Annotated in this window: 9 protein-coding genes; 3 read left to right on the top strand and 6 right to left on the bottom strand. The window is 61.0% G+C overall.

What is annotated here, in order from left to right; translation table 11 throughout:
* Window positions 1-12: 12 nt before the first annotated feature.
* On the bottom strand, window positions 13-288 hold the full coding sequence (locus WH299_RS20425; RefSeq protein WP_122729964.1) for a helix-turn-helix domain-containing protein: 276 nt from the start codon (window positions 286-288) through the stop codon (window positions 13-15).
* A 415-nt stretch (window positions 289-703) separates the two neighbouring features.
* Between WH299_RS20425 and WH299_RS20420 the strand changes: the two genes are divergently transcribed.
* Complete coding sequence (locus WH299_RS20420; RefSeq protein ID WP_339551137.1) at window positions 704-1996, top strand: autotransporter outer membrane beta-barrel domain-containing protein; 1293 nt, start codon at window positions 704-706, stop codon at window positions 1994-1996.
* Between the two features lie 75 nt (window positions 1997-2071).
* Here WH299_RS20420 and oadA read toward each other — a convergent pair whose 3' ends face one another.
* On the bottom strand, window positions 2072-3880 hold the full coding sequence (gene oadA / locus WH299_RS20415) for a sodium-extruding oxaloacetate decarboxylase subunit alpha (RefSeq protein ID WP_123478426.1): 1809 nt from the start codon (window positions 3878-3880) through the stop codon (window positions 2072-2074).
* 11 nt (window positions 3881-3891) lie between these two features.
* Window positions 3892-5307 (bottom strand): acetyl-CoA carboxylase biotin carboxylase subunit, encoded by a 1416-nt coding sequence (locus WH299_RS20410; protein ID WP_016978663.1) that lies wholly within the window; start codon window positions 5305-5307, stop codon window positions 3892-3894.
* Window positions 5308-5503: 196 nt separating this feature from the next.
* Here WH299_RS20410 and WH299_RS20405 point away from each other — a divergent pair, with 196 nt between their 5' ends.
* Window positions 5504-6478 carry a LysR family transcriptional regulator gene (locus tag WH299_RS20405; RefSeq protein ID WP_339551136.1) on the top strand — a complete coding sequence of 325 codons (975 nt, stop codon included), beginning with the start codon at window positions 5504-5506 and terminating at the stop codon, window positions 6476-6478.
* Here WH299_RS20405 and WH299_RS20400 read toward each other — a convergent pair.
* The 3 genes from WH299_RS20400 to WH299_RS20390 form a co-directional block, all read right to left on the bottom strand.
* Window positions 6408-6605, bottom strand: a complete 198-nt coding sequence (locus tag WH299_RS20400) for a PA3496 family putative envelope integrity protein (RefSeq protein WP_122729970.1) — start codon at window positions 6603-6605, stop codon at window positions 6408-6410. The genes WH299_RS20405 and WH299_RS20400 overlap by 71 nt on opposite strands.
* A gap of 210 nt (window positions 6606-6815) precedes the next feature.
* Window positions 6816-7682, bottom strand: coding sequence for a transcriptional regulator HexR (hexR, locus tag WH299_RS20395; RefSeq protein WP_003177007.1), 867 nt, complete (start codon window positions 7680-7682; stop codon window positions 6816-6818).
* A gap of 158 nt (window positions 7683-7840) precedes the next feature.
* Window positions 7841-10717, bottom strand: a complete 2877-nt coding sequence (locus WH299_RS20390) for an EAL domain-containing protein (RefSeq protein ID WP_126569424.1) — start codon at window positions 10715-10717, stop codon at window positions 7841-7843.
* A 247-nt stretch (window positions 10718-10964) separates the two neighbouring features.
* On the opposite strand from WH299_RS20390, the gene uvrD reads away from it, so the two are divergent.
* The coding region (gene uvrD / locus WH299_RS20385; RefSeq protein WP_339551135.1) for a DNA helicase II at window positions 10965-13145 on the top strand (2181 nt) is incomplete at its 3' end.

Raw genomic sequence — 13145 nt, 5'->3', positions numbered from 1 at the left:
GGAACAGTCGCGTCAAAGATCGCGCCGAACCTTCACCACGCCCATCCTCAACCCGAACGGCCTGAACACCGCATTCAGCGACTTCAGGGTCTGATTGCCCTCGCCATGCTCGATATGCACCAAGGTCCGCACCGAGATTTTGCACATCCTGGCAAATTGGCTTTGGTGCAGGCCAGTGACTTCGGTGCGCAGACGGCGTACGGCGTCGCCTATCTCAAGCGAACCATTGGTTAGGCCTTGTTCAATACTCTCAATGACGTGCGCCCGCTGATCAATCGAAAGGCTCATCTCAACCCCCAGGTTTTCAAGCGCTGATCGAGGTCACGCAAGCCAAAACGACACGGGCTGTCGAAGCCTTTTTGCGGCTCGGCAAAATCCAAGGTCATTGCGTCCTGCCAACGGCCCGTTTCAAAAACCTGGAGGGTAAGCCTGAGAGGGGCGTCTATCGGCAATTTAATGCACCTGGAAGTCAAGGGTCGTCACTTAAACTGCAATATAGTGCATAAAATCAAAGAACGCTGCCTAAAAAACGCAATAAAATGCAAATCCATCAACCGCTAAGCTCAAGGCGGCCAATAACAGATGCGTTTTTAATCGCGCCGCACTAGAGACAACTCTCGCAAACCAGAGGTCGGTAGCCTGACAGTTATCGCCTCGCCATCTCTCTAAATTCCCGGCCTCATTCATCAGAGGTTGGAAATTCATGCCCTTTACACAGCACAGACTTGCATTTGTCACCGCCCTCGCCCTCAGTGCCGCCAGCCTTCAATCCGCGCAAGCGCGAGGCGATATCGAATACACGCCCTACATGTTTCAACCCTACGATGCGCTGCCAGATGAGTGGTTTGACGAGCCCGAAATCGAAGCCGCGCCCCTCGACGGCTATCTCATCCAACAGGCCCGCTCCCACAATGGCTTGCAAGTGGCCAAGGTGCTGGAGCCTGCGCTGACTCGGTTACTGGAGTCCGGGGAGCTGACCTCCGAGGAAATCAAAGCCCTGGAAAAATTTGGCGATGCGCTGGATAAGCAACCCGGCGGGATCGGCGCAAGCCTTGAACAATTGGCCGGTAGCCAGAACGCCAACCTCGCTGGCGCAACGCAAAACACCACGCAGCAACTGAGTAACCAATTGCTCTCGACGCTGCGCACGCTGCCCGCTGACGACAACGGTCACTTCTGGGTGCAGGGCGTGGGCAACGGCGGCAGCCTCGACAAACAAGGCGGCAGCGCCGGCCTGAAACACGATACCCACGGTCTGTTGTTGGGTGCCGACTGGGCACTGGATCATGCTTGGCGGGTTGGGGTCATGGGCGCCAAATCCAGCAGCAACCTCAATGCACAACGTTTCTCCGCCGACCTGGACAGCTGGCACCTGGGGGGTTATGCCGTGCGTAAGGACGGGCCACTGGCCCTACGTCTGGGAGCGATCTACAGCGACCATGCCGGCCGGAACAAACGTAACGTCAACCTGCTCGACTACAAGGAGCAGCTAAAGGGCAGCTACAACGCTCAAAGCCAAACCCTGTTCTCCGAGCTAGGCTATCAACTGGGCAGCGCCGATGTCAGCGTCGAGCCCTTCGCTGGCATCGGCTTCCAACGCTACCACCGCGACAGTTTCAAGGAAACGGGAGGTATGACCGCGTTGAACGTGGGCGCGCAAACCCAACAAAACCTGAGCAGCACCTTTGGCCTGCGCCTGGCAACGGTGTATCGGTTCGATAGGCAGATCAGCCTCACCCCTCACCTCAGCACAGGCTGGAAGCACCTCTACGGCGAAGTCGACAGCAAAGTCCGCCATTCCTACCGTGCCCTGCCAGGACTGATAGACGGCTTCACCGTCAAGGGCACCTCGATCGACCGCAATAGCCTGGACCTGCAAGCCGGCCTGGACCTCGCGTTGTCGACACAACACACCTTAGGCCTGACCTACAGCGCCCAAGCCGGTACAAACAGCCGTAACCAAGGCTTGATGGGCCAATGGAGGATGAGCTTCTAACCCCGTCAAATTTCGGGCAAAAAAAAGGGGAGCACCTGCCCCCCCGAGGATTAAACGGTCGTGTCGAAGGCTGTATCAGCCTTCGATTTCAATCAGGATTTCGCCAGGGTTGACCCGGTCGCCCTTGGCCACATGAACGGCGGTCACCTTGCCGGCAATCGCTGCCTGCACTTCGGTTTCCATCTTCATGGCTTCGGTGATCAGCACGGCCTGGCCGGCCTTGACCACGTCGCCTTCCTTGACCAGCACGTCGACGATATTGCCCGGCATTGCGGTGCTGACATGACCCGGCGCAGTGGCGTGCTTGCGCTTGCTGCCGCCGGCGCTGACAAACTCGTTGAGCGGTTCGAACACCACTTCTTCCGGCATGCCGTCGATGGACAGGTAGAAGTGACGCTTGCCTTCAGCCTTCACGCCCACACCGGTGATGTCCACGCGGTAGCTTTCACCGTGCACGTCGATGACGAACTCGGTCGGCACGCCTTCGCCACCGGCACGGGCCACGCCGCCGGCTTCAGGAATCGGCAACAGCACTTCCGGCGCCAGGGTGCCGGCGTCGCGTTCTTCGAGGAACTTGCGCCCGATGTCCGGGAACATGGCGTAGGTCAGCACGTCTTCTTCGGACTTGGCCAACGCGCCGATTTCGCCGCGCAGCTTGTTCATTTCCGGCTTGAGCAGGTCGGCCGGGCGTACGTCGATCACTTCTTCACTGCCGATGGCCTGGCGACGCAACTTCTCGTTCACAGTACCCGGCGCCTTGCCGTAGCCGCCTTGCAGGTAGAGCTTCACTTCGTTGGTGATGGTCTTGTAGCGCTCGCCGGCCAGCACGTTGAAGAACGCCTGGGTGCCGACGATCTGAGAGGTCGGCGTCACCAGAGGCGGGAAGCCGAGGTCTTCACGCACGCGCGGGATTTCGGCCAGCACTTCGCTCATGCGATTGAGTGCGCCCTGCTCTTTCAACTGGTTGGCCAGGTTGGAAATCATCCCGCCCGGCACCTGGTTGACTTGCACACGGGTGTCGACGGCGGTGAATTCGCTTTCGAACTGGTGGTATTTCTTACGCACGGCGTAGAAGTACAGACCGATTTCCTGCAGCAGTTCCAGGCTCAGGCCGGTGTCGAATTCGCTGCCTTTAAGGGCGGCGACCATCGACTCGGTCCCTGGGTGGCTGGTGCCCCAGGCGAAGCTGGAAATGGCGGTGTCGATGTGGTCGGCACCGTTTTCGATGGCCTTGAGCTGGCACATCGCGGCCAAACCAGCCGTGTCATGGGAGTGGATGAAGATCGGCAGGGTCTGCTCGGCCTTCAGCGCCTTGACCAGTTCGCCGGTGGCATACGGCGTCAGCAGACCGGCCATGTCCTTGATCGCGATGGAATCGCAACCCATGGCTTCCAGTTGCTTGGCCTGGGCCACGAACGCTTCAACGGTGTGCACCGGGCTGGTGGTGTAGGCGATGGTGCCTTGGGCATGTTTGCCAGCGGCTTTCACCGCTTCGATGGCCACGCGCAGGTTACGCACGTCGTTCATCGCGTCGAAGATGCGGAACACGTCGATGCCATTAACGGCAGCCTTGGCCACGAATGCCTTGACCACGTCGTCACTGTAGTGGCGGTAGCCCAGCAGGTTCTGGCCGCGCAGCAGCATTTGCAGGCGGGTGTTGGGCAACGCGGCGCGCAGTTTGCGCAGGCGCTCCCACGGGTCTTCTTTCAGGAAGCGCACGCAGGCGTCGAAGGTCGCGCCGCCCCAGACTTCCAGGGACCAGTAGCCGACTTTGTCGAGCTTGTCGCAGATCGGCAGCATGTCGTCGGTGCGCATGCGGGTCGCGAGCAACGATTGGTGGGCGTCGCGCAGGATGGTGTCGGTGACAAAGATTTTCTTGGACATTGTTGTATTCCTCACAGGCCTGCGTGGGCGGCGATGGCGGCGGCGATGGCCAGGGCCAGCTCTTCGGGTTTGCGCTTGATCGAGTAGTTGGTCAGTTCAGGGTGGGCTTCAACGAAGCTGGTGTTGAACTGGCCGCTGCGGAATTCCGGGTTGCGCAGGATTTCCTGGTAATAGGCGGCGGTAGTCTTCACGCCTTGCAGGCGCATGTCGTCCAGGGCACGCAGGCCACGGTCCATGGCTTCTTCCCAGGTCAACGCCCACACCACCAGTTTCAGGCACATGGAGTCGTAGAACGGTGGGATGGTGTAGCCGGTGTAGATCGCCGTGTCGGTGCGCACGCCAGGACCGCCGGGCGCGTAGTAACGGGTGATCTTGCCGAAGCTCGGGAGGAAGTTGTTTTTCGGGTCTTCGGCGTTGATACGGAACTGCAACGCGAAGCCACGGTGCTGGATGTCTTCCTGTTTCACCGACAGCGGCAGGCCCGAGGCGATGCGGATTTGTTCGCGGACGATGTCGATCCCGGTGATTTCTTCGGTGATGGTGTGTTCCACCTGCACGCGGGTGTTCATCTCCATGAAGTACACCTCGCCCTCGGCGAGCAGGAACTCCACGGTGCCGGCGTTCTCGTAGCCCACCGCCTTGGCCGCACGTACCGACAGGTCGCCGATGTAGGCGCGCTGTTCCGGTGTCAGTTGCGGGCTTGGAGCGATTTCAATGAGCTTCTGGTTACGACGCTGGATCGAGCAATCGCGCTCGAACAGGTGCACCACATTGCCGAAGCTGTCACCGAGGATCTGCGCCTCGATGTGCTTGGGATTGACGATGCACTTTTCCAGGAACACTTCCGCCGAACCGAAGGCCTTGGTGGCTTCGGAGATGACACGGGGGAAGGCTTGTTCAAGTTCTTCGCGGCTGTTGCAGCGACGGATACCACGGCCACCACCACCGGAGGTGGCCTTGAGCATCACCGGGTAACCGATGCGGTCGCCTTCGGTGAGTGCTTCGTGGATGTCCGCAACGTTACCTTCGGTGCCCGGCGTGACCGGCACACCGGCCTTGATCATGCTGCGTCGCGCTTCGGTCTTGTCGCCCATGCGGCGAATCACTTCCGCCGACGGACCAATGAATTTGATGCCACGTTCGGCGCAGATGTCCGCCAGTTCGGCGTTTTCCGACAGGAAACCGTAGCCGGGGTGCAGCGCATCGCAGCCGGTTTCCACCGCCAGGTTCACCAGCTTGCGCGGGTTCAGGTAGCCAGCCAGGGGCTCTGCACCAATGCTGTGGGCTTCGTCGGCACGCTTGACATGCAACGCGTGGCGGTCGGCGTCGGAGTAGACCGCGACCGAGCGAATGCCCATCTCGGCGCAGGCACGCACGATTCGTACGGCAATTTCACCACGGTTGGCGATCAGGATCTTTTTTATCACTTGGAAATTCCCTTGAGCCGATTGCTGCGTTCTTTGACCCGCTGGATCCGGGTCGGCGCGTGACCAAATGTTTCATGACAGTCGCGAGACACACACTAAGCCCGCCGAGGGATTAACAAAAATCAATAATTATTGGGTCGTGCATAAGTAAAGACTTATAGTTGAACTCATCAGGTTCAGCGGGAGCGTGCTAAATATGCGTAAGTCATTGATGCGTATGACATTGCGTCAGTTGCAGATCTTCAATGAAGTGTGCGATTTGCGCTCCTATAGCCGCGCCGCCGAGGAAATGTCCCTCACACAACCCGCCGTTAGCCTACAAATTCGCCAGTTGGAAGAGCTGATCGGGCAGCCGCTGTTCGATTATGTCGGCAAAAAGCTCTACATGACCGAGGCCGCTGAAGCCTTGCAGCGGGCGAGTCGCGACATTTTCGGGCGCCTGGAAAACCTCGATATGCAGCTGTCGGACATGCAGGGTTCGCTGCAAGGCCAGTTGAAGCTGGCGATTGAGTCCAGCGCCAAGTACTTCGTGCCGCACCTGTTTGCCGCCTTCAAGCGCCAGCACCCGGAAGTGCAGTTACACCTCACGGTGGTGAATCGCGCCCAGGTGATCCGCAGGCTTTCAGACAATCGCGATGACTTGGTGATCATGTCCATGGTGCCTCAGGACATGGGCCTGGAATTCCTGCCGTTCCTCAACAACCCGATCGTCGCCGTGGCGCCACCCGATCACCCGCTGAGCCTGCAAGGGCCGCTACGCCTGCAGGATCTGGAACCCTACACACTGCTGGTGCGCGAACCGGGTTCCGGTACGCGGCTGGCGTGCGAGGAGTATTTCAAGGAGAAACGCGTGCACTTCACCCAGACGGTGGAAGTGGCCTCGGCCGAGGCGCAGCGTGAGTGTGTATGCGCGGGGTTGGGCGTGGCGCTGATGACGCGTCACGCGGTCAACATGGAACTGGCCACCGGCGGGCTCAAGGAGCTGCCGGTGGAAGAGCTGCCACTGTACCGCAGTTGGTGCATGGTACAGGCCAAGGCCAAGCGCCTGTCACCGGTAGCCCATGCGTTCCTGGGCTTTATCCGCAGCGAGAGGGTGCAGATCAGCGCGCTGGCTGAACGCTTCGCTGGGCAGCCGCGGGTGCCTGCCAGTGGAGTTCCGGGTAGTCACTGATGCTCTGGAGCAACTGGCGCTCCTCGCAACGGTCTTCGATTGCGCGACGGAACGCCATGCGGCGTTGGTCTTCCTGCTGACGACGGGTTTTAACGGAGCTGTTGCTGTCTTCGTAGGGCCGGGCCATTTGGAGTCTCCCAATGCGAGTACGGGGAGTTCAGAATGGCCCTGGGCGATGACGCAGCGATGACAGACTGATGAAGATTCTGGGTTCGCAGGAGATCCAAATGTGGGAGGGGGCTTGCCCCCGATTGCGGTGTATCAGCCAGCAAATTCATTGGCTGACCCACTGCTATCGGGGGCAAGCCCCCTCCCACATTTTGCTCTGTGTACCGCTTTAGTCATCCAGGGCTTTGACGGACTTGGGTGACAGGCGAAGGCTGCGCAGACTGCGCTTCACGCTCTTAAGGTGGTTGACCAGGCTCGGCCCACGCGCCATGGCCACGCCCATCGCCAGCACGTCGATCACCACCAGGTGGGCGATGCGCGAAGTCAGTGGCGTGTAGATCTCGGTGTCTTCATGCACGTCGATCGCCAAATTGACCGTGGACAGTTCCGCCAACGGCGTCTGGCTCGGGCACAGGGTGATCAGCGACGCACCGCTTTCACGCACCAGGTTGGCGGTGATCAGCAGGTCTTTGGAACGGCCCGACTGGGAAATACAGATGGCCACGTCCGTAGGCTTCAAGGTCACCGCCGACATGGCTTGCATGTGCGGGTCGCTGTAGGCCGCGGCGGTAAGCAGCAAACGGAAAAATTTGTGCTGGGCATCGGCAGCCACCGCACCCGAAGCACCAAAGCCATAGAACTCGACACGCTGGGCCTGGGACATGGCGGTCACGGCCTTTTGCAACTCCACCGGGTCGAGCTTCTCGCGCACTTCCATCAGGGTGTGCAAGGTGGTGTCGAAGATTTTCAGGCTGTAGTCGGCGACGGAGTCGTCTTCATGGATCGCAAATTGGCCGAAGCTGGCGCCAGCGGCCAGGCTTTGCGCCAGCTTGAGTTTCAAGTCCTGGAACCCGGAGCAACCAATAGCGCGGCAGAAGCGCACGATGGTCGGTTCGCTGATGCCCACGCTGTGCGCCAGGTCGGCCATGGAACTGTGCATCACAGCCGCAGGGTCAAGCAGCACGTGATCGGCAACCTTGAGTTCCGATTTGCGTAACAGGTGGCGCGACTGGGCGATATGTTGCAACAGGTTCAAAGGGCAGGACTCTTGTTATGGGCAGGGCCAGGGATGTAGCAAGCTTGTAGTTATACTACAAGAATTGTCGTTTTGCCCGTCCGACGCATCACTAAATCGCCCTGCTCCCCTTTGAATCTAGGGGCGGCCAAGTTGTAGCCACAGGGGCGCCCCAGGCATCACTGGGAAAAATCTGCATTTTTCCGTAACAAATCTGCCAGCCCTTCGGCCTGCATCGGCCGACTGATCAAATAGCCCTGCACTTCGTCACAACGCTCACCGCGCAGGAAATCCAACTGCTGCTGATCTTCCACGCCTTCAGCCACCACCTTGAGCGCAAGGCCGTGGGCCATAGCGATAATGGCGCGGGTGATAGCGGCGTCTTCACGCCCCTGGCCCAGCCCACGGATGAAGGTCTGGTCGATCTTCACGTAATCCACGGGAATGCGCTTGAGGTAGCTGAGGGACGAATAACCGGTGCCGAAATCGTCGATCGCCAGCTTCACGCCCAGGTCCCGCAGTTGCTGGAAGGTCGCGATGATGTGTTCGACGCTGTCGAGCAATTGGCTTTCAGTCAGCTCCAGCTCCAGGTATTGCGGGTCCAGGCCGGTTTCTTCGAGCACCTGGCGCACCAGGCTGACCAGCTTGCCCTGGCGCAATTGATGCACCGACAGGTTCACCGACACCCGGATCGGCGCCAGGCCCTGGCGCTGCCATTCACACGCCTGCCAGCAGGCCTCGCGCAGCACGAACTCGCCCAGCGGCACGATCAGGCCGGTCTCTTCGGCCAGGCCGATAAAATCCCCCGGCGGCACCATGCCCCACTGCGGATGCTCCCAGCGGATCAACGCTTCAGCGGCATTCAACTTGCCGGTGGCCAGGCACAGCTTGGGTTGGTAGAACACCGTGAGCTGGCGCTCTTCGATAGCCTTGCGCAGATGATTTTCCAGCTGCAATCGCTCCAGCGTGCTGGCTTGCAGGCTGTCGGTGTAGAACTGGAAGTTATTGCCGCCCAGGTGCTTGGCATGTTGCATGGCCATGTTGGATTGGCTGACCAGTGCGGAAATTTCCCGCGCATTGTCCGGCAACAGGCTGACGCCCATCGAGGCACTCACTACCAATTCATGCCCTTCCACCGTCACCGGCACCCGCAGTTTGGCCAGCAGCCGCGTGGCGACCCGCGCCAGGCTCGACAGGTTGCCGTAGGCGTCGAACAGTACGGCGAACTCATCCCCGGACAGACGAGCGATAGTGTCAGCCTCGGGTAACGCATTGATCAGGCGACGCGCCATTTTTTGCAGCAGCTGGTCGGCGACTTCATGACCCAGGCTGTCATTGAGCAGCTTGAAGCGGTCGAGGTTGATGTGCAGCAGCGCCAGGCTACGCCCGCCCTGGCGGACCCGCTGGTGGGCCTCGCGCAGCCGTTCGCGGAACAGCGAGCGGTTCGCCAGGCCGGTCAATTCGTCGTAATGGGTAAGGTAGCGCATGCGCTCTTCGGACTCACGTCGCGCCGAGAGATCGGCGAAGAAGCCCACGATATGGCTGACGTTTCCCCGGATATCGCGCACCACATTCAATTGCAGCCACTGCGGGTACAGCTCGCCGTTCTTGCGCGTTTCCACCAGCTCACCCTGCCAAGTGCCGTGGCTGAGCAACGCCTGGCGGATCACCGGGAAGTGGCGACGTGCATCGCGGCTGCTGGGCAGTTCGACCACATTGCGGCCGATCATGTCGTCGGTTTCAAAGCCTGTGACGCGGCTGAACGCCTGGTTCACGGCGATCAGCTTGTAGTCGGGGCCAAGGATCACAATCCCTTCGCTGGCGGCCTCGAATACCGTCGATGCCAAACGCTGCTGTTCTTCCAGGGCCTTGCCGGCAGTGATATCGCGGCGTGTACCGAGCATGCGCGTCACCCGCCCACTGGGCGTGCGCTCTACGGCGCGGCCACGGTCTTCGATCCACACCCAGTGCCCATCGCCGTGGCGCACGCGGTATTCCACCTGGTAGTCCTCGCTGCGACCCTTAAGGTGTTCCACCAAGGCACGCTTGAGCAGCGGCAGGTCTTCGGGATGCAGGCGCGGCTTGAGGTGGCTGAGCATCGCCGTGACGTATTCCGGCTCCAGGCCGAACAGTTCCTTGAGCTGCGTGTGATGGACTTCGTCAGTTTGCAGGTTCCAGTCCCACAGGCCCAACTCACTGGCTTGCAGCGCCATGGCCAGGCGCGCTTCGCTTTTATTCAGGGCCAGGCTGGCAGCGTCCAGCTCCTGGCTGCGTTGGGCCACGCGGTCTTGCAGGCTGATCTGGGCTTCGCGCAGTTCTTGCTCGACCTGACGACGTTGTTCAACTTCGCGCACCAACTCCTGATTGAGCTGCTCGCTGCGCTGTTGTGCCTGTTGCAGATGTTCGATCAGCGCCTGATTCTGAAAACGGCGCAGCAGCCCGCGTTGGATCAGGCGATTGACCTGCCACGCCACCAGGCTCAAGGACGCCAGCAGGATCAGGCCAAGCACGCCCCAACCGCGCTGCTGCGGATCGCCCGTCCAGAACAAATAGACGATAGCCGGCACCAGGCACGGCAAGGCAAACGACAAGAACGCCGGCAAGCTCACGGCATAGGCCACGCTGGCCGACAGCGTCGCCGCGCCGATCAGGCCGAACACCCAGGCCTGTTGCATGAAGCTGTCCACCGGCACCAGCGCGATGGCGGCCGTAGCCAAGGTCAGGCCGCTGACGGCCGAGCCGAGCATGAACATACGCCGCCACACCGGTTGGGCCTGGCGACTGGGCATGGCCGAATCGAACGCCGCCACTTGGATCACGCGCATCGCCACCAGGGCCAGCAGCCAGACCAGCCAGATGCTGTCCAGCAGGTATTGCTTGGGGTTCCACAACAGCCAGGCGCAGACCAGGCCATTGACCAGCATCAACAGGGTCGGCAGCAGCGAGCCTTGATACAGCAGGCGTGTGCGCTCGACCGCCATCTCCGTGGCGTAGTGTTTGCGAAGAACCTGCGCGGGGGCCGCCGAGGGGCCGAGCAGGTCGGTGCTGAGGGTCATAGGCAGTGTTCTTATAATGGTGAGCCCGAAACGTCGACGGAGCATACACAAGCAAGCGCCTGGGCCAAACTGCTCTGCGTCATAAAAACTGCACGGTCGCGCAGCGCAAACTTCCGGGCCAGACGGCTTGAGCGAGACACCGCGCGGGCTGTGGCCATTGACCGACCGGTCATCAGCCTGGCGGTTTTCCGTCGACCACCCGGCATTGGTATTTGCCCCACTCCCCCGGGCACCCTAGAATGCGCCGATGCGCGATGATCTCTCCCTTTTGCTGAACTCCCTCAACGATGCCCAACGCCAGGCCGTAGCGGCCCCCGTTGGCCGTCAGTTGGTCCTGGCCGGTGCTGGCTCCGGTAAAACCCGAGTGCTGGTGCACCGTATCGCCTGGTTGATCCAGGTCGAAAACGCGTCCCCGCATTCCATCCTGTCGGTGACCTTCACCAACAAGGCCGCTGCCGAGATGCGCCACCGCATCGAGCAGTTGATGGGCATCAGCCCGGCCGGCATGTGGGTCGGCACCTTCCACGGCCTGGCGCACCGCCTGTTGCGGGCGCACTGGCAGGAGGCGGGCCTGGCCCAGACCTTCCAGATCCTCGACAGCGATGACCAACAGCGCCTGGTCAAGCGCGTGATCCGCGAGCTCGGCCTCGACGAACAGCGTTGGCCAGCGCGCCAGGCGCAATGGTTCATCAACGGCCAGAAAGACGAAGGCCTGCGCCCGCAACATATCCAGGCCAGCGGCGATTTGTTCCTGGCCACCATGCGCAGCATTTATGAAGCCTACGAGGCTGCCTGCGTGCGCGCCGGGGTCATCGACTTCTCCGAGCTGCTGCTGCGCGCCCTCGACCTGTGGCGCGACAACCCAGGCCTGTTGGCCCATTACCAGAAACGCTTCCGCCACGTCCTGGTGGACGAGTTCCAAGACACCAACGCCGTGCAGTACGCCTGGTTGCGCCTGCTGGCCAAGGGCGGTGACAGCCTGATGGTGGTGGGCGACGACGACCAGTCGATCTACGGCTGGCGTGGCGCGAAAATCGAGAACATCTATCAGTATTCTGAAGACTTCCCGGACGCGGTGACCATCCGTCTGGAACAGAACTATCGCTCCACCGCCGGGATCCTCAAGGCCGCCAACGCCTTGATCGCCAATAACACCGGGCGCCTGGGCAAAGAGCTGTGGACCGACGGCGGCGAAGGCGAGGCGATCAACCTGTACGCCGCGTTCAACGAGCACGATGAAGCGCGTTACGTGGTGGAAACCATCGAAAGCGCGCTGAAGACCGGTCTGGCGCGCAGCGACATCGCGATTCTGTACCGTTCCAACGCCCAATCGCGGGTCTTGGAAGAAGCCTTGCTGCGCGAACGCATCCCGTATCGCATCTATGGCGGCCAGCGGTTCTTCGAACGTGCCGAAATCAAGAACGCCATGGCTTACCTGCGCTTGCTGGAAGGCCGTGGCAACGATGCGGCGCTGGAGCGGGTGATCAACATCCCGGCCCGTGGCATCGGCGAGAAAACCGTCGAAGCGATTCGTGACCATGCGCGCCATGCCGATGTGTCGATGTGGGAAGCCATGCGCCTGCTCATCGTCAATAAAGGCCTGACCGGCCGCGCAGCCGGCGCTTTGGGCGTGTTTGTCGAGCTGATCGAGAACCTGGCGGCCAAGTGCGCGGAAATGCCGTTGCACCTGATGACCCAGACCGTGATCGAACAGTCCGGGCTCATCGCTTACCACGAAGCGGAAAAAGGCGAGAAAGGCCAGGCCAGGGTAGAAAACCTTGAAGAACTGGTGAGCGCCGCCCGTGCGTTCGAAAACACCGAGGAAGACGAGGAGCTGACCCCGCTGGCCGCGTTCCTCGGCCATGCATCGCTGGAAGCCGGCGATACCCAGGCGGATGAGCATGAAGACAGCATCCAGCTGATGACCTTGCACAGCGCCAAGGGCCTGGAATTCCCCTATGTGTTCCTGGTGGGCATGGAAGAAGGCCTGTTCCCGCACAAGATGAGCCTGGAAGAACCCGGCCGGCTTGAGGAAGAACGCCGCCTGGCCTACGTGGGCATCACGCGCGCCATGCAGAACCTGGTGATGACCTACGCCGAGACCCGACGCCTGTACGGCAGCGAGACCTACAACAAGGTGTCGCGCTTCGTACGTGAAGTGCCGAAGGGTCTGATCCAGGAAGTGCGCCTGTCCAACAGTGTCAGCCGCCCGTTCGGTGGTGGCCAGCAGCAGAGCGCCAGCACCTTGTTCGCCGGTTCCGAGATTCCGGAAACCCAGTTCAGCCTTGGCCAGCAGGTGAGGCATTCGGTATTCGGCGAAGGCGTGATCCTCAACTTCGAAGGCGCGGGCGCCCAGGCGCGAGTGCAGGTGAATTTCGCCGAAGGCAGCAAATGGCTGATGATGGGTTACGCGAAGCTCGAAGCCATC

This window comes from Pseudomonas sp. MYb541 (assembly GCF_037479595.1).
GTDB lineage: Bacteria > Pseudomonadota > Gammaproteobacteria > Pseudomonadales > Pseudomonadaceae > Aquipseudomonas > Aquipseudomonas canadensis.
The sequence above is the reverse complement of the archived record's forward strand: the minus strand, read 5'-3'. Positions and strand labels throughout refer to the sequence as shown.

Bases quoted from the DNA above. Each gene is read 5' to 3' on its own strand.
- WH299_RS20425 (WP_122729964.1), bottom strand. From the start codon at position 288: ATGAGCCTTTCGATTGATCAGCGGGCGCACGTCATTGAGAGTATTGAA.
- WH299_RS20390 (WP_126569424.1), bottom strand. From the start codon at position 10,717: ATGACCCTCAGCACCGACCTGCTCGGCCCCTCGGCGGCCCCCGCGCAG.
- oadA (WP_123478426.1), bottom strand. From the start codon at position 3,880: ATGTCCAAGAAAATCTTTGTCACCGACACCATCCTGCGCGACGCCCAC.
- WH299_RS20420 (WP_339551137.1), top strand. From the start codon at position 704: ATGCCCTTTACACAGCACAGACTTGCATTTGTCACCGCCCTCGCCCTC.
- WH299_RS20400 (WP_122729970.1), bottom strand. From the start codon at position 6,605: ATGGCCCGGCCCTACGAAGACAGCAACAGCTCCGTTAAAACCCGTCGT.
- WH299_RS20405 (WP_339551136.1), top strand. From the start codon at position 5,504: ATGCGTAAGTCATTGATGCGTATGACATTGCGTCAGTTGCAGATCTTC.